Here is a 17,408-nt window from a genome sequence, read left to right on the forward strand (position 1 = left end):
CCCGCCCCCTATTTCGGATGTCTGAGACGCGGATTGGCGACGATCGCCCCAATGTCCGCAATGATGTTCAAGGTGATATAGACGGCGGCGAAGATCAGGCCGACCGCCTGCACCACCGGCACGTCGCGCTTGGTGACGTGATCGACCAGATATTGCCCCATGCCCGGATAGACGAAGATCACCTCGACCACGACGACGCCGACGATGAGGTAGGCGAGGTTGAGCATGACCACGTTGATGATCGGCGCGATGGCATTGGGGAAAGCGTGCTTGCGGATGACGTTGAAGGCCGACAGGCCTTTCAGTTCCGCCGTCTCGACATAGGCCGACTGCATGACGTTGAGGATGGCCGCGCGGGTCATGCGCATCATGTGCGCCAGCACCACCAGCGTCAGCGCGGCGGCCGGCAGGGCGATCGCCTGCATGCGCTCGCCGAACGGCATGCCGTCATAGACCGTGGAAATTGCCGGAAACCATTGATATTTGACGGCAAAGAAGAAGACCAGCACGTAGCCGATGAAGAACTCCGGGAAGGACGTCGAAGCGAGCGCCAGTCCGGATATCAGCTTGTCGACCCAGCCATTGCGGTAACGCACCGCGATCAGGCCGAGAATGATGGCCAGCGGCACAGCTACGACCGCCGCCCAGAAGGCGAGGAACAGCGTGTTCCACAGCCGCCCCTTGATCGAGGTTGCGATATCCTGGCCGCTCGTCATCGCGGTGCCGAGATCGCCGGTGAGCGCACCGCCGAGCCAGTGGAAGTACCTGATGTAAGCCGGCTGATTGAGGCCGAGCTGCTCGCGCAGATTGGCGAGCGACTCCGGCGTCGCCGACTGTCCGAGGATTGCTTGCGCGACGTCGCCGGGCAGGATCTGGGTGCCGGCGAAGATCAGGACCGATACGGCCAACAGGAGAAGGATGCCCAGCGCAACGCGCTGGGCCACCAGTTTCACGATGGGTGAGGACATGTCCGCAAGGCCAAGCTCAGGCTTCGAGCCAGCACTTCGCCAAGGCGTAGCCGTTCATCAGTTCCTGATGCGGATCGTCGACCCAGCCGGCGACCTTGGCGCCCGTCGCATCGATGAACTGGTTGAACATCGGCAGGATCAGGCCGCCCTCGTCGCGCACCATGACCGCCATGTCGTGGTACATCTGCTTGCGCTTGGCCTCGTCGAGTTCGGCGCGCGCCGCCAGCACCATCTTGTCGAAATCGGGGCGCTTGAAACGCGTGTCGTTCCAGTCGGCAGTCGAAATGTAGGCGGTCGAGTACATCTGGTCCTGGGTCGAGCGGCCGCCCCAGTAGGAGGCGCAGAAGGGCTGCTTGTTCCAGACTTCGTTCCAGTAGCCATCACCGGGCTCGCGCTTGAGCTCGATCTTGATGCCGGCCTTGGCGGCGCTCTGCTGGTAGAGCTGCGAGGCATCGACGGCGCCGGGGAAGGCGACATCCGACGTGCGCAGAAGGATCGAGCCGTCATGGCCAGACTTCTTGTAGTGGAACTTGGCCTTGTCGGGATCGTATTTGCGCTGCTCGATCTCTGTGAACAGTGGATAGGACGCGTTGATCGGGAAGTCGTTGCCGAGCGAGCCATAGCCGCGCAGCACCTTGTTCAGCATCTCCTCGCGGTCGATCGCCAGCTTCAGCGCCATACGCAGGTCATTGTTGTCGAACGGCGCCGTGTTGCAATGCATGATGAACACGTAGTGGCCGGGGCCAGCATGGTTGCGGATGGTGACGCCCGGCACGCGCTTGATCAGGTCGACGATCTTCGGCTCGACGCGGTTGATCATGTTGACCTGGCCGCCCTGAAGGGCCGCCGTGCGCGCCGTCGCATCATTGATGACGATGATCTCGACCTGGTCGGCATGGCCCATCTTGTCGCCCTGCCAGTAATTGGCGAAACGCTCGCCGCCATGGCGCACACCAGGCTCGTTGGTGGTGATCTTGTAGGGGCCGGCGGAGATGCCGGCATCGGCCTTGTCCTTGCCGCCATTAGGCTGGACGATAAGGTGATAGTCGCTGAGCAGGTAAGGAAGGTCGGCATTGGCCTCCTTCAGCGTCAGCACCACTTCCTTGCCGCTGGCCTTGATGGACTCGATGCCCTTCATGTAGCCGAGCGCGCCGGATTTCGACTTCTCGTCGGAATGGCGCTCGAGCGTGGCGGCCACATCCTCGGCGGTCACGGTCTTGCCGTTGTGGAATTCGACGCCGTCGCGGATTTTCAGCGTCCACACCTTGGCATCATCCGAAGCGCCAATCTCCTCGGCAATGCGGTTCTCGAGCTTGCCGTCGGGGGACAGCTCGACGATCATTTCACCCCAGCATTTGCCGAAGATCGTCGGCACCTGGGTCATGAACAGGGCCGGATCGAGACTGTTGGTGGACTCGCCACCGACGAGGCCGGCCTTCAGCGTGCCGCCCTTGACCGGGCCTGCGGCGCGCGCAGCGCTCGAAAGCAGCGAATTGGCGAAGGGAGCGGAGATGCCGAGCGCGGCGGCGCGGCCGAGAAAATCGCGACGGCTGAGCTTGCCGGCGGCGACACGACGGCTGAGATAGTCCAATTCGTTAGACATTGCAGGTTCCTCACTCTGATGGTTCGGCCTTGCGGCCGTTTCTTGTTTCTTGTGAGGATAATGACCGCAACGGAAAGCTGTAAGCAAGACCGAATGCGACATGCCGTGGCGTAAATGGCGCGTCGCAATTGGACCAATCCTGCCAGCCCTCAGACGAGGGCGCGCGGAACCGTCTGTTCGAAGTTGCGTTCGAAGACGAGGTTTTCGCCCTCATAGGCCTCGATTCTGGCGCTGAGCATGAAGTTCTGCGCGTCGGAGCGCATCTCAGCGAAGGTTTCGGTGCGCACCGACCATCCATTTCGCGACAAGGTCTGCGTCCAGTGGGTTTTTCCCGAGGCTGACAGGGGATTGTCAGGATGGATCGTCCAGGTCTCGCGGGCGATGCTGCCATTGGCGAGACCATGCGCAAGGTCGCGTACAGCGCCAAAATCGTCGACGATTGAAAGCGTGACGACCCCGGTCTTCTCGTCGCGATCGACGTAACGCTCGGAATTGGCGGCACGGATCATCTTCGTCGCCCAGGGCGAGGCTGCCTCCGGCGAAGGGAAGGTTACTTCGTCGCCTTTCGCCACCGGGCGTTGCGGCAACATGAGCGTCGCGGCCGACAGGTCCAGCCGGACCGGCTCCGGCGACGGCCAGATCATTGGCCAGTAGGCGTTCGAAACGGCAATGCGCAGGCGATGGCCGGCCGGCACGCGGTAGGCGCATTGATCGAGCACGACCCGCGCAGAAACGGTTTCGCCCGGCACCAGCGCCTCCGGGAATTCATGCGAGTTGCGGTGCGTCAGGTTGAGCACGCCGTAGGAGATCAATTCGGAGGCGCCGTCGGGATGCACGTCGCACAGCCTGACGGCAATGTTGGCCTGCGGCCGGTCCGAGGTGACGCGGACCAGCAATTCGGGCGCGCCGAGAATGTCGATCGCCTCATCCAATATGGGCTGATCGAAGCAGACCGACAGCGCATCGTCGGGGCGCTGGTCGCCCGGCAGCTCCGGCCCGAAGGTGAAAGGAAAATATTCGCCGCCGGCGAGGCCGCAGCTCTGCGGCGAGGCGACGATCGCCGGCTTGCCGCCTTCCGGCATCAGCTCGATCGTCTGCGTCTTGATGCTCGGTGACGGCCATTCCTGTTCCGCCACCCAGCGGCCGGGCCGCTCGGGATGCCAGCGTGCCGGCCGCACGCTGTCCATCACATAAGCGCGGTAATCTGGGTCGGCCTCAACGCCGGTGTCAGTGCCCTTCAGCCAGCGGTCCCACCAGCGCAGGGCCTCTTGCAAGAAGCCGATGGCTGGCTTGGGTCCCGCGTAATGCGGGTACTTGTGGATCCAGGGGCCAACAATACCCTTGACCGGCGCCTCGATGTTGGTGACGAGGTGCGAGATGGTGTTGCGATAGCCGTCGTGCCAACCGCCGATCGACAGCACGGCGGCCTTGACGGCTGAAAAATCCTCGCAGATCGAGCCATGCTTCCAATAGGCATCACGGTGCTGGTGGCTGAGCCACAGCGGCGCCAGGAACGGCTGGTTCTCCAGCCTGTTCAGCCACATGTCGCGCCAGCGGTTGCCGCCGGCGAAGAGCGGGTCCGGCGGCCGCGACGAATAGGACAGCATTGTCGAGGCCCAGCCGAAATTCTCGATCAGCAGGCAACCGCCCTTGTAGTGGATGTCGTCGGCATAGCGGTCGACAGTCGAGCACAGGCTGATCACCGCCTTCAGCGCTGGCGGCTGCCTGGCCGCCACCTGCAGGCAGTTGAACCCGCCCCAGGAAATGCCCATCATGCCGACATTGCCGTTGCACCAGGGCTGGGCCGCCGCCCAGGCGATGACGTCGCAGGCGTCCTGCAATTCCTGCTCGGAATATTCGTCGTCCATCAGCCCTTCGGAATCGCCGTTGCCGCGCATGTCGACGCGGATCGAGGCGTAGCCGTGGCCGGCGAAATAGGGATGCGTCAACTGATCGCGGAAGATGGTACCGTCGCGCTTGCGGTAGGGCAGGTGCTCGAGGATTGCCGGCACCGGGTCGTCGCCGGCATCCTCCGGCATCCACACCCGCGCCGACAGCCGGCAGCCGTCCGGCATGACAATCCCCATTACTGGAAATTCGACGACTTTGCGGGGGAATTCGGTGACGATCTTCATGGCCGGCACATGATGGATCCCGCCCCGCCGCGTCATGAGCCAGCCGGCGAAATCGACTGGTCAATCCGCGTCAATTGAGTGGAATGTCGTTCTCGGCCTTGCTGGCCTGATAGGCGCCGGACAGTTCGTCATAGCGAGCCGAGATCTTGCCGATACGCGCTTCCAGCCGCTGCCGCTCGGCCTCCGGCAGCGCACGCGCCAGCCTGCGGATCGAAAAGCTCTTCCAATAGGCGTTCTCGGCATTGTAGCCGCCGGGGTCGAGGGTGAAGACCTCCTTCAGGATCTTGAGGTCATGCGGAATGGCGAAGCTGTCGCGCGAATCCTCATGACTGAAGAGGTAGTAGAAATTGTCGAAGCCGGTCCACGTGATGGCCGACAGGCAGAGCGAGCAGGGCTCGTGCGTGGCGAGGAAGATCGCGTCGCTGGTATCGACCCGCTCGGCCTTCGGCATCTCGTAGAAGCGCTTCAGGCAATGCACTTCGCCGTGCCAGAGCGGGTTCTCCATCTCGTTGTTGGTCTCGGCCAGCACCAGCGAGCGGTCGTCCTTCCTGAGGATCGCGGCGCCGAACAGCTTGTTGCCGTGGGCAACGCCTTCGGCCGTCTTCGGCACGATGTCGTACTCGATGACGTCAAGCAGGCGGTCGATCAGTGAAATGTCGGTCATGGCGGGCAATCTCGAGCGTTCAGGGAAGGTGGATCTCGTAAGGGTGCGAGAAATGGCACTCTTCGAGGTTGGAGCCGTCGCCGCCGCGGTCGACGATCAGGAAGTCCTGCTCCTCGCCGATCGGCGTCAGCACGCCGTGCCAGAGATTGCGGCGGTAGTTGATGCCTTGGCCGGGCGCAGTGATGAAGGCATGCGGCTCGCCGGGACCGTCCTTGCCGTCATGGCAGACGACGACCAGGAATGGCCTTGGAGACAGCGGAATGAAGGCCTGGCTGCCGAAGGGATGGCGCTCGACCATGGTGAGCTTCAGCGGCATCTCATAGGGCGTGCCGCGCACCATGGAGATCAGCACGCGCGCATTGGGCCCGGTCGCCTCGGCGGTGGCGAGGTCGTGGTAGCGCTCGGCCCTGCCGCTGTTGATCGGGTAGTGGTTCGAGCCACCCATATCGATGACGTCGCCGAACGGGGCGAAGTTTTCGCGCGTCAGCGGCCGGGCGACGATGCGGGTCACCGCGCGCGCCCAGTGATGCCGGCGGCGCCGAGCTTGGCGTGGCGGTTTACGTCCTTGTAGAGCAGATAGCGGAACTTGCCGGGGCCGCCGGCATAGCAGGCCTGCGGGCAAAAGGCCCGCAGCCACATATAGTCGCCGGCCTCGACCTCGACCCAGTCCTGGTTGAGGCGGTAGACGGCCTTGCCTTCCAGCACATAGAGCCCGTGTTCCATCACGTGGGTCTCGGCGAAGGGGATGACGGCGCCCGGCTCCAGGGTGACGATGGTGACATGCATGTCGTGACGCAGGTCGGCGGGGTCGACGAAGCGCGTCGTCGCCCAGCGGCCTTCCGTGCCGGGCATCGGGCTCGGCGCGATGTCCTGCTCGTTGGCGAAGAAGGCCGGCGGCGTGTCGAGGCCCTCCACCGCCTCATAGGCCTTGCGCACCCAGTGGAAGCGGACGGCGGCATTGCTTTCGTTGCGCACCGTCCAGACGCTTGCCGGCGGCAGGAAGGCAAAGCCGCCGGGGCGAAGCACGTGCTTCTTGCCGGCAAGCGAAACGCTGAGCTCGCCCTCGACGACGAACAGCACGCCCTCGGCGCCGGCATCCGGCTCCGGCCGGTCGCTGCCGCCGCCGGGCTCAACCTCGACGATGTATTGCGAGAAGGTCTCGGCGAAGCCCGACAGCGGCCGCGCGATGATCCAGACCCTGGTCTTGTCCCAGAACGGCAGCGCGCTGGTGACGATGTCCTGCATCACGCCCTTGGGGATGACGGCATAGGCCTCGGTGAAGACGGCGCGGCCGGTCAAGAGCTCGCTCTGGCCGGGATGTCCGCCATGCGGTGCGTAGTAGGTGCGCTCGGGCGTCTTGATCATGTCCATAGTCCTGATCCTCAGAGCAATTCCAGCAAGAGTGCGTAACGGCTTTCCATCCGGAATTGCGTAAAACCAAACATCTAAAGCGGCAGCATGTCCTTCAGCCGAAGCAGCGCGATGCGCTCGACCTGTTTGCAGGCGGTTTCGAATTCGGTTGCGCGGCTATTGCCGATGCGCCGTTCGAACTCCGCCAGGATCTCGTCCTTGCTCTTGCCCTTGACCGCTATGATGAAGGGGAAGCCGAAGGTGGTGACGTAAGCGGCGTTGAGCTTTGAGAACAGCTCGCGCTCCTTGTCGGTCAGCGCGTCGAGCCCGGCGGATGCCTGCTCCCTGGCAGATTCCGCCGTCAGCCGCCTGGCCTTGGCCAGCTTGCCGGCGAGGTCGGGATGGGCGTTGAGCACCGACAGCCGCTCGGCCTCCGTCGCGGCGCGGAAAACGCGGCAGAGCGCATTGTGCAGGCCGCCGGCGCTGTCATGAGCCTGGCCGAGCTCCAGCTCGTAGGCGCGCTCGGCGATCCAGGGTGAATGCTCGAAGACGCCGCCGAAGGCATGGACGAAGGCCTCGAACTCCATCCGTGAAGGTCTGAGCGCCGGCGCCAGGTATGGGTGCGTCTCCTGCCAGTGCCTGGCGATGTCGACGCGCCGCGCCAGCCATACCCTGTCATGCGACTTCACATAGTCGACGAAGCGCTTCAGCGCAGCCACGCGGCCCGGCCGGCCGACCAGCCGGCAATGCAGGCCGATGTTCATCATGCGCGGCCGCCCGGCCTCGCCCTCGGCATAGAGCGTATCGAAACTGTCCTTCAGGTAGGCGAAGAACTGGTCGCCCGAATTGAACCCCTGAGGCGTCGCGAAGCGCATGTCGTTGACGTCGAGCGTGTAGGGGATGACGAGCTGCGGCTTCTCCATGCCATCGCGGTCAAACCAGTAGGGCAATTCGTCGTCATAGGTATCGGAGACGTAGTCGAAGCCGCCTTCCTCGGCGACAAGCCGCACCGTGTTGACCGAGGTGCGGCCGGTGTACCAGCCGGTCGGCCGCGCGCCGGTCACCTCATAGTGCAGCCGGATCGCTTCCTCGAGATCGCGGCGCTCGTCCTCCAGCGAATGATCGCGGTAGTCGATCCATTTCAGCCCGTGCGAGGCGATCTCCCAGCCGGCCTCCTGCATGGCCGCCACCTGGTCCGGCGAGCGCGCCAGCGCGGTGGCGACGCCGTAGCAGGTCACCGGCACTGCAGCTTCGGTGAACAGCCGGTGGAGCCGCCAGAAACCGGCCCGCGCGCCATATTCGTAGATCGATTCCATGTTCCAGTGGCGCTGGCCCACCCAGGGTGCGGCGCCGACGATCTCCGACAGGAAGGCTTCCGAGGCCTTGTCGCCATGCAGCACGCAGTTCTCGCCGCCTTCCTCGTAATTGACGACGAACTGCACCGCGACATGCGCGCCGCCCGGCCATTTCGGGTCCGGCGGATTGGCCCCGTAACCGCGCATGTCCCGTTCGTAACGCATCGTCACTCCTGCCGATTGTTGAGATGAAGATATCGAAAGGACTGCTCGTGCATTCCCCCGAAAATTTTTGAAAGTGCTTTTTGTCGCGCTCCGCTCGACCGGGACTTATGCATCGCCTTTAATTGGCGCACAATTCAGTGACGTTCGACTGTACCGGCCAATCGGTCGTACTGGAAATGGGAGACGGCAGTGGCAGAAACGTCGAAAGCCGATGGCGGGCGTCTGACGACGCATGTGCTGGATACGGCCACCGGCAGGCCGGCCAAGGGCCTGTCGATCGAGCTTTTCCACATCGAGCGCCAGACGCGCACGCATCTGAAGACGGTGGTCACCAACGATGACGGCCGCTGTGACGCGCCGCTGCTTGCCGGCGCCGACTTCCACACCGGCGAATACGAGCTGGTGTTCGCCGCCGGCGACTATCTGCGCCGGCAAGGGACGAGCCTGCCGGAGCCGGCCTTCCTCGATATCGTGCCGATCCGCTTCGGCATGGCGGAAGAGCGCCACTACCATGTGCCGCTGCTGATCTCGCCCTATGGCTATTCGACCTATCGGGGGAGCTGAGACATGGCCAAGGTCAAGACCCGCAACGAAATCCGCTTCATCCTCAATGGCGAGGACGTCGCGCTGGCCGATGTTGCGCCCGATGCGACCCTGCTCGACTGGCTGCGGCTGAACCGGACGCTGCGCGGCACCAAGGAAGGCTGCGCCGAGGGCGACTGCGGCGCCTGCACGGTGCTCGTCGGCAGGCTATCCGCCGGCAGGCTGGTCTATGAAGGCGTCAACGCCTGCATCCGCTTCCTCGGCTCGCTTGATGGCACGCATGTCGTCACCGTCGAGCATCTGCGCGGCGAAGGCGAAAATCTGCATCCGGTGCAGCAGGCGATGGTCGATTTCCACGGCTCGCAATGCGGTTTCTGCACGCCGGGCTTCGTCATGTCGCTCTACGCCCTCTGGATGCGCTCGCCCGAACCGTCGGACGCGGCAATCGAAAAGGCGCTGCAAGGCAATCTCTGCCGCTGCACCGGCTATGAGGCGATCATGCGCGCGGCGCGGGCCATTTCCAGCTACGGCAAGGCGGCGAAGGACCCGCTGGCGGCGGAGCGCAAGGCGATCACGGCAAGGCTTGCAGCGATGAAGGACGGCGCGCGCGTCGAGATCGGCTCGGGCAAGGCACGGCTGATCGTGCCGGCCAATGCCGACGATCTGGCCAAGGTGCTCGACAACGAGCCGGGCGCGACGCTGGTCGCCGGTTCCACCGATGTCGGCCTTTGGGTGACCAAGCATATGCGCGATATCGCGCCGGCCGTCTTCATCGGCAATCTCGATGGGCTGTGCGCGATATCCGAGGACAAGGGCGTGATCTCGATCGGCGCCGGCGTCACCTACTCCGAAGCCTTCGCCATGTTGTCGAAGCGGATCCCGGCGCTCGGCCCGCTGTTCGACCGCATCGGCGGCGAGCAGGTGCGCAACATGGGCACGATCGGCGGCAACATCGCCAACGGCTCGCCGATCGGCGACACGCCGCCGCCGCTGATCGCGCTCGGCGCGCGGCTGACGCTGCGCAAGGGCAAGAAGCGGCGCTCGATCCCGCTCGAAACCTTCTTCATCGCCTATGGCAAGCAGGACCGGCGGCCGGGCGAATTCGTCGAGGCCGTGCATGTGCCAGTGCCGGCCAAGGCAACGAAGTTTGCCGTCTACAAGATCACCAAGCGCCGCGACGAGGACATCACCGCGGCCCTCGGCGCGTTTCACCTCGCACTGGCCAAGGACGGCACCGTCGCCGACATCCGTATCGCCTATGGCGGCATGGCGGCGACGCCGAAGCGGGCTTTCGCCGTCGAGAAGGCGCTGCTCGGCAAGCCGTGGACGGAGGACACCGTTGAGGCCGCGATGGCCGAATACGCGAGGGATTTCACGCCGCTCACCGACATGCGGGCAAGTGCCGAATACCGGGCGCTGGCGGCGAAGAACCTCCTGCTACGCTTCTTTGTCGAGACCACCGGCGCCAAGGCGCCGTTCCAGGTCTCACGCTATGAGGCTGCCTGATGACCAAGCACGTCCCCAACCTGAAGGCGCAGAAGATCAAGGGCGGCGTCGCCAGCGATCAGCGCCACGATTCCGCGCACAAGCATGTCAGCGGCACGGCGGTCTATATCGACGACATGCCGGAGCCGGCGGGCACGCTGCATGGCTGCCTCGGCCTGTCTGCGGCAACGCATGCCACCATCACCAGGATGGACCTTTCGGCGGTGCGCACCGCGCCGGGCGTCGTCGACGTGCTGACGGCGAAGGACGTGCCCGGCGAGAACGACATTTCGCCGACCGGCCGCCATGACGAGCCGGTGCTGGCCGACGGCAAAGTCGAGTTCTACGGGCAGCCGATCTTCTGCGTCATCGCCGAAACGCGCGAAGAGGCGCGCCGCGCCACCAGGCTGGCCAAGGTCGAATACAAGCAATTGCCCTTCGTCACCGACATCGGCGACCTCAACCCCAGGAAAGACAAGCTCGTCACGCCGCCGCTGACGCTCAGGCGCGGCGACGCGGCAGCGGCGATCAAGGCGGCGCCGCGCAGGCTCAAGGGAAAGATGCGCGTCGGCGGCCAGGAGCATTTCTACCTCGAAGGCCATATCGCCATGGCCATCCCCGGCGAGGACGAGGACGTCACCATCTATTCCTCGACCCAGCATCCGAGCGAAGTCCAGCATATGGTGAGCCATGCGCTGGGCGTGCCGAGCAACGCCATCACGGTGGAAATTCGCCGCATGGGCGGCGGCTTCGGCGGCAAGGAGACGCAGGGCAACCAATTTGCCGCCTTGGCCGCAATCGCCGCGAAGAAACACCATCGCGCGGTAAAAATCCGTCCCGACCGCGACGACGACATGACCGCCACCGGCAAGCGCCACGACTTCCTCGTCGATTACGAGGTCGGCTTCGACGATGACGGCAACATTCTCGGCGTCGACTTCATGTTCGCGGCGCGCTGCGGCTTTTCCTCGGACCTGTCAGGCCCGGTGACCGACCGTGCGCTGTTCCACTGCGACAACACCTATTTCTGGCCGGCGGTGCATGCGCAGTCGGCGCCGCTTTACACCAACACGGTGTCGAACACCGCCTTCCGCGGCTTCGGCGGCCCGCAAGGCATGGTCGGCGCCGAGCGCGTCATCGACGAGGTCTCCTTTGCCCTCGGCAAGGACCCGCTCGAGATCCGCAAGAAGAATTTCTACGGCACCTCGGACCGCAACATCACGCCCTACCATCAGACGGTCGAGGACAACATCATCCAACGCATCGTCGCCGAGCTGGAAGCGAGTTCCGACTATGCGCGGCGGCGTCGCACCATCCAGGCGTTCAATGCCAACAGCCGCTTCATCAAGCGCGGCCTGGCGCTGACGCCAGTCAAGTTCGGCATCTCGTTCACCGCCACGCACTACAACCAGGCCGGCGCGCTGGTGCATGTCTACACCGACGGCTCGGTGCATCTGAACCATGGCGGCACCGAGATGGGGCAAGGGCTCTACCTCAAGGTCGCGCAAGTGGTGGCCGAGGAGTTCCAGATCGACCTCGACCAGGTGAAGATCACCGCCACCACCACCGGCAAGGTGCCGAACACGTCGGCGACCGCGGCGTCGTCGGGCTCCGACCTCAACGGCATGGCGGCGCAGAACGGCGCGCGCCAGATCAAGGATCGGCTGACCAATTTCGCCGCCGAGAAATACCAGGTGCCGCGCGACCAGGTGCTGTTCCTGCCCAACCGCGTGCGCATCGGCAATCAGGAGATCCCCTTCGCCGACCTCGTCAAGCAGGCCTATATGGCCCGCATCCAGCTCTCGGCGGCGGGCTTCTACAAGACGCCGAAGATCCACTGGAATCGCGACAAGGGCGAAGGCCGCCCCTTCTACTATTTCGCCTATGGCGCCTCCTGCTCGGAGGTCTCGGTCGACACGCTGACCGGCGAATATGTGGTCGAGCGCACCGACATACTGCATGAGACCGGCCGCTCGCTGAACCGCGCCATCGACCTCGGCCAGATCGAGGGCGGTTTCATCCAGGGCATGGGCTGGCTGACCACCGAGGAACTGTGGTGGGACGACAAGGGCCGGCTGCGCACCCATGCGCCGTCGACCTACAAGATACCGCTCGCCTCCGACCGGCCAAAGATCTTCAACGTCACGCTGGCCGACTGGCCGGAGGCGCATGAGCCGACCGTGCACCGCTCCAAGGCGGTCGGCGAGCCGCCCTTCCCGCTCGGCATGTCGGTGTTGCACGCGCTGTCGGACGCGGTGGCGAGCGTGGCGAACCACAAGGTCTGCCCGCGCCTCGACGCGCCGGCGACACCGGAGCGGGTGCTCATGGCGATCGAACGGTTGAAGGGTGACGCCAGGGCGTGAACCCCGGCAAACGTGCAAATCTGCCCGAAAAGGCTTACATTTCCGCAACGGGAATGCAGACGATGAACTCGAACGTGCAAAGCCTGAAAGCCTTTCTCGGCCAAGCCGCCCGCGTCGCACTGGTCGAGGTCGCGGCGACGAAGGGCTCGACGCCGCGCGAGAGGGGCGCCTTCATGCTGGTCTCGGCCTCGTCGATTTTCGGCACGATCGGCGGCGGCCAGCTCGAATATATGGCGATCGACAAGGCGCGGCAGATGCTGGGCGGGCGGACGCCATCGCGATCTGCCACCAATGAAGCCCGGATCGAAGTGGACGAAGTCTGCGCCACGCTCGACGTTCCGCTCGGGCCCGAGATAGGCCAATGCTGCGGCGGACGGGTCGAGGTGCTGATCAGGCCGGTGCATGCAGCGCTCGAACAAGAGCTCATTCGCAAGGCCGAAGCCGAGGAGGCGCATCTGCCGCATGTTTATCTGTTCGGCGGCGGCCATGTCGGCCAGGCGCTGGCAGCGTCGCTCGCGCTGCTGCCCATCCATGCCGTCGTCGTCGAGACGCGCGCAGACGCCTTGGAAGGCATGCCGGAGACCGTCGAGACGAGGCTGACACCGATGCCCGAGGCCGTAGTGCGCGAGGCGCCGGCTGGATCGGCCTTCGCCATCCTCACCCACGACCACGCGCTGGATTTCCTGATCGTCGCCGAGGCGCTGAAGCGAAACGACGCCGCCTATGTGGGCATGATCGGCTCGAAGACCAAGAAGGCGACGTTCCGGAACTGGTTCCTCAAGTCGGCCGATGGCAGCGAGGCGGAGTTCAACCACCTCGTCTCGCCGATCGGCGGCAACGCAGTGAAGGACAAGCGCCCGCAGGTGATTGCAGCGCTTGCCGCCGCCGAGATCATGACGGCGCTGGTGTCGCACGCCGCCGAGGCGCCCGGCTCGAGCACGCCAGAGAAGGCGATGGCCGGCTGATTCCAGGCGGCCTCACCGTCCCTGCCTATTCGTTCTCCTGCGTGTGCGCTTCCAGGAACCACAACAGCTTGTCGAGCGAACGCGAATAGGCGGTGAAGATGTCGGCGGTGTCGGCATCGCCGGCACCGGCTGCCTCGTCGATTGCCGCGCGGGTCAGCTTGGCGGCCGCGGCATAGCGGTCTATCAGCGCCGCCAGATGATCCTTGGTCTTGTGGATGTCGGTCGGATAGGGCTTCAGCTTGGTCGCCTTGGCCACCTCCTGCGACGTGCCATGCGCGGTGCCGCCGAGCTGCGCGGCGCGCTCGGCGATGATGTCGACATGGCCGTCGATCTCCTCGCGAAACGTGTCCAGCATTTCATGGATGGCGATGAATTGCGGCCCCTTGACGTTCCAGTGTGCCTGCTTGGTGATCAGAGCCAGATCGATGGCGTCGGCAAGCCGGGCGTTGAGAAGGTCGATCGATTCCGACTTGGCATCGGATTTGAGGTCGTTCCTGGTGACGATGGCGTCCATGGTCGGCTCCTGTCGCGGTGGGTCGCGTTGATGAAAGCTGAGGATTGATCCAGAGGGGCGGCCTCACGCGGCCGCCGATTGCCAAAACGGCACCGGGGACGTTTCGTTCCGAAAGAGCGCAGCCGCGGGCGCTTGCGGCAACTGCCGGATATGACCAGCGCTCACAGCTGCTCGTCGCTTTGTTCGTTTCCCAAATCGCCCAAAAAATGGTTTCTGCGTGCCGGACAGACACGGGGCGGAGTGCCATGGACGTAGTTAGAATTGCAGCGTTTTCGGATGGCGAGACCGGCGGCAACCCAGCCGGCGTGGTGATTGCGGATGTCTTGCCCGACGCCGCCGAAATGCCGCGCGTCGCGGCCGAGGTCGGGTTTTCGGAAACCGCCTTCGCCGCCCGCGAAGGCGATGGCTGGCGCGTCCGCTATTTCTCGCCGGAAAGCGAAGTGCCGTTCTGCGGCCATGCGACGATCGCGCTTGGCGCGGCGCTTGTGCGGCAGTTCGGCGACGGGATTTTCGCGCTCACCCTCAATCAAGCCAGCATCACTGTCGAAGGGTTTCGGGACGGCGCCAACATCGTCGCCGCGCTGCAGTCCCCGCCGACGCACAGCAGACCGGCGCCGCCGGCGCTTGTCGCCGAGACGCTGGCGTTGTTCGGCTACACGACCAACGATCTCGATCCGGCCATTCCACCGGCGCTGATCCATGGCGGCGCCGACCATCTGGCGCTGGCGCTGAAGTCGCGCGAGGCACTGGCTGCGATGGCCTATGATTTGAAGCAAGGCCAGGTGCTGATGCGACGCGAAGGGCTGGTGACGATCCTGCTCGCCTACGCGGAGACCTCCAGCCTCTTCCACACGCGCAATCCGTTCGCGTCCGGCGGCGTCTACGAGGATCCGGCGACCGGAGCTTCGACCGCCGCCTTTGCCGGCTATCTGCGCGACCTCGGCTGGCCGCATGGCGGCGCGATCGATGTCGTGCAGGGCGAGGATATGGGGATGCGCTCGCGGCTGCATGCCGACATCCCGCCTCAGAAGGGCAGCTCGATCAGGGTGTCCGGCACGGCGCGCATGATGGGCGGCTGAAGCAACTCACGCCGGCCGTTTCAGGCCGAGATGCTCGCGCAAAGTGCGGCCTTCGTATTCGGTGCGGAACAGGCCGCGCCGCTGCAATTCCGGCACGACCAGGGCGCAGAAGGCGTCGAGCTCGCCAGGGAACCAGGACGGCATGACGTTGAAGCCGTCGGCCGCGCCGCCTTCGAAGCGCGCCTGCAGTTCGTCGGCGATCTGGGCAGCCGTGCCGACGATCCGCCAATGGCCGCGCGCGCCGGCGAAATGGCGGGCGAGCTGGCGGATGGAAAGACCGTCGCGGCGCGACTGCTCAACGACCAGCGCCTGCCGGCTCTTCATCCCTCGCTCTCCGGCAGTTCCGGCAGCGGCCCGTCGATCGGGTAGCGCCCGAGATCGGAGATGCTGAGGTAACTCGAGAGCAGCGCCACGCCGACCTCGTCGGGGATCAGCTCCTGCAATTGCTCATGCTTTGCCCGGGCCTCCGCCTCGGTCGTCGCAACGACCGGCGCGACGCCCGGCATGATCTTGACGTCGTCCGGCTCGCGCCCATAGGCGGCAAGCCGCCGTTTGACGTCGTCATAGAAGGCCTTCGCCTCGTCGAAGGTCTGCGCGGCGCTGAACACGACGTCGGCGGTCCTGGCGGCAAGATCCTTGCCATCCTCCGAAGCACCCGCCTGCACCATGACCGGCGCGCCCTGCGGCGAGCGCGGCAGGTCGAGCGCATCCTTGACCGAAAAGCTCTGGCCGTCATGGTTGAGGCCGCCATTGCCGGCGCCGCGCCAGAGGCCGGTGACCACCTGGGCGAATTCCCGCGCGCGCTCGTAGCGGTCGGCATGCGGGCGCAGGCCGGTCGAGCCGAAATTGGCGGCCTCGATGTGGCTTGCCGAAGTGACCAGGTTCCAGCCGGCGCGGCCGCCGCTTAAGAGGTCGAGCGAGGCGAAGGTGCGGGCCAGCCCGTAGGGCTCGTTGTAGCTGGTCGATGCCGTGGAGACGAGCCCGATGCGCCCGGTCTGCACGGCGATGGCGGCGAGCAGGCTGATCGGCTCGAAGCCGATCGAGCGCGAGGTCTGGCTGGCGATCTGGACATTGGCCTCGCGCAGGCCGGCGGCATCCTCGCAGAAGATCATGTCGAGCTTCGCCGCCTCGGCCGTGCGCGCCAGCCGGATGTAGTGGTCGATGTCGATGCCCGCTTTGACATGCGCCTGCGGATGGCGCCAGGCGGCGATGTGATGGCCCGTCGCCCACAGGAAGGCGCCGAGCTTCATCTGGCGCGCGCTCATTGTCCGCCTCCCGCGCCAAGTCCGAGACGTTGGCGCAGCGTCGCGCCGGCATCTGCGGATTGAGCCAGGCCGCGACGTTCCCGGCAGCACACGATCGGTAAAGTCCTCGAGTGAAGGAAGATAAGCCGGCAAAGCAAAATTGAGGCCGTCGCAGCCGTTCGAGTCGAACCCCGGTTCGAGCCTTTCGGCGGCAACGGTCACAAAAACCTTCAGCGATTCCGGCTTGCGCCCAGCAGCAAGCGCCCGTCGTTTCAGGTCGCCGCAGGCCACACGCGCCGATGGTTGCCCGTCCAGCAGGACGACGTCGGCGGCACGGACGGCGAAGTCGAGATTGTCCTCGGTCAGGCCGGACATGACCAGCACCGGCGTGTCCTGCGGGGAGCGCGCCACATTGAGCGGCCCGCGCACCGAGAAGAACTCGCCCTTGTGGTCGAGGAGATGCATCTTTCCCGGGTCATGAAAGCGGCCGCTGGCCTTGTCGAACAACAGCGCATCGGCGTCCCAGCCCTGCCACAGGCCCTGCACGATGCCGATGAATTCTTCGGCGCGGCGGTAGAAATCATCGTCAGAAAAACCTTCGGGCCGGCTGAAATTCGTCGCTTCGCGCGGGTTCTGCCGCATCGTCGCGTTCCAGCCTGTCCGGCCGTGACTGATTATGTCGAGGGAAGCAAAACGCCGCGCCAGATTGTAAGGCTGGTGCGCGAGCGTCGAGGCGCTGGCGACGAGCCCGATCCGCTCGGTCACCGTCGCCAGCGCCGCCAGAAGCGTGGTCGCCTCGAACGGGCTGGTCGATCGATCGCCATTGGCGGCGGAATCGGAAACGACAACCATGTCGAGCCCTGCCGCCTCGGCTTTGCGCACGAAGCCCGCCAGGCGGCTGAAATCCAGACCTGCCTGTCCGGCCGCGGAAGCTAAGTTGAGCGAAACGGCAAGATGCATGACGCGAACCTAAGT

Annotated in this window: 13 protein-coding genes and 2 pseudogenes; 5 read left to right on the top strand and 10 right to left on the bottom strand. The window is 65.0% G+C overall.

The window, feature by feature from the left end:
- Nucleotides 1-8: 8 nt before the first annotated feature.
- The 7 genes from JG743_RS01975 to puuE form a co-directional block, all read right to left on the bottom strand.
- On the bottom strand, nt 9-968 hold the full coding sequence (locus JG743_RS01975) for an ABC transporter permease (RefSeq protein ID WP_202297666.1): 960 nt from the start codon (nt 966-968) through the stop codon (nt 9-11).
- A 16-nt stretch (nt 969-984) separates the two neighbouring features.
- A complete protein-coding gene (locus JG743_RS01980) occupies nt 985-2,571 on the bottom strand; it encodes an ABC transporter substrate-binding protein (RefSeq protein WP_202297668.1) in 1,587 nt (528 codons plus the stop codon).
- Between the two features lie 149 nt (nt 2,572-2,720).
- Nucleotides 2,721-4,706, bottom strand: coding sequence for a CocE/NonD family hydrolase (locus JG743_RS01985; RefSeq protein WP_202297670.1), 1,986 nt, complete (start codon nt 4,704-4,706; stop codon nt 2,721-2,723).
- A gap of 70 nt (nt 4,707-4,776) precedes the next feature.
- Nucleotides 4,777-5,370, bottom strand: coding sequence for a nucleoside deaminase (locus JG743_RS01990; RefSeq protein WP_202297672.1), 594 nt, complete (start codon nt 5,368-5,370; stop codon nt 4,777-4,779).
- Between the two features lie 19 nt (nt 5,371-5,389).
- On the bottom strand, nt 5,390-5,881 hold the full coding sequence (locus JG743_RS01995; protein ID WP_202297674.1) for an ureidoglycolate lyase: 492 nt from the start codon (nt 5,879-5,881) through the stop codon (nt 5,390-5,392).
- On the bottom strand, nt 5,878-6,741 hold the full coding sequence (locus JG743_RS02000; RefSeq protein WP_202297676.1) for a bifunctional allantoicase/(S)-ureidoglycine aminohydrolase: 864 nt from the start codon (nt 6,739-6,741) through the stop codon (nt 5,878-5,880). Before JG743_RS02000 ends, JG743_RS01995 begins: the two co-directional genes overlap by 4 nt.
- 74 nt (nt 6,742-6,815) lie before the next feature.
- Nucleotides 6,816-8,240, bottom strand: a complete 1,425-nt coding sequence (gene puuE, locus JG743_RS02005) for an allantoinase PuuE (RefSeq protein ID WP_202297681.1) — start codon at nt 8,238-8,240, stop codon at nt 6,816-6,818.
- 189 nt (nt 8,241-8,429) lie between these two features.
- On the opposite strand from puuE, the gene uraH reads away from it, so the two are divergent.
- From uraH to xdhC, 4 genes are all read left to right on the top strand, one after another.
- Nucleotides 8,430-8,804, top strand: coding sequence for a hydroxyisourate hydrolase (gene uraH, locus JG743_RS02010; RefSeq protein WP_202297691.1), 375 nt, complete (start codon nt 8,430-8,432; stop codon nt 8,802-8,804).
- Between the two features lie 3 nt (nt 8,805-8,807).
- On the top strand, nt 8,808-10,289 hold the full coding sequence (gene xdhA, locus JG743_RS02015; protein WP_202297693.1) for a xanthine dehydrogenase small subunit: 1,482 nt from the start codon (nt 8,808-8,810) through the stop codon (nt 10,287-10,289).
- Complete coding sequence (xdhB, locus tag JG743_RS02020) at nt 10,289-12,631, top strand: xanthine dehydrogenase molybdopterin binding subunit (RefSeq protein WP_202297695.1); 2,343 nt, start codon at nt 10,289-10,291, stop codon at nt 12,629-12,631. Before xdhA ends, xdhB begins: the two co-directional genes overlap by 1 nt.
- Nucleotides 12,632-12,693: 62 nt before the next feature.
- Nucleotides 12,694-13,596 (top strand): xanthine dehydrogenase accessory protein XdhC, encoded by a 903-nt coding sequence (gene xdhC, locus JG743_RS02025; protein WP_202297697.1) that lies wholly within the window; start codon nt 12,694-12,696, stop codon nt 13,594-13,596.
- A 25-nt stretch (nt 13,597-13,621) separates the two neighbouring features.
- Here xdhC and dps read toward each other — a convergent pair whose 3' ends face one another.
- Nucleotides 13,622-14,110, bottom strand: a complete 489-nt coding sequence (dps, locus tag JG743_RS02030; protein ID WP_202297699.1) for a DNA starvation/stationary phase protection protein Dps — start codon at nt 14,108-14,110, stop codon at nt 13,622-13,624.
- Nucleotides 14,111-14,355: 245 nt separating this feature from the next.
- Here dps and JG743_RS02035 point away from each other — a divergent pair, with 245 nt between their 5' ends.
- Nucleotides 14,356-15,189, top strand: coding sequence for a PhzF family phenazine biosynthesis protein (locus JG743_RS02035; protein ID WP_202297701.1), 834 nt, complete (start codon nt 14,356-14,358; stop codon nt 15,187-15,189).
- A 6-nt stretch (nt 15,190-15,195) separates the two neighbouring features.
- Here the strand turns inward: JG743_RS02035 and JG743_RS02040 are convergent.
- Nucleotides 15,196-16,454, bottom strand: a pseudogene (locus JG743_RS02040) (LLM class flavin-dependent oxidoreductase).
- A gap of 252 nt (nt 16,455-16,706) precedes the next feature.
- Nucleotides 16,707-17,393 (bottom strand): annotated as a pseudogene (locus tag JG743_RS02045) (LLM class flavin-dependent oxidoreductase); the annotation flags it as partial.
- Nucleotides 17,394-17,408 lie beyond the last annotated feature (15 nt).

Source organism: Mesorhizobium sp. 131-2-1 (assembly GCF_016756535.1).
GTDB lineage: Bacteria > Pseudomonadota > Alphaproteobacteria > Rhizobiales > Rhizobiaceae > Mesorhizobium.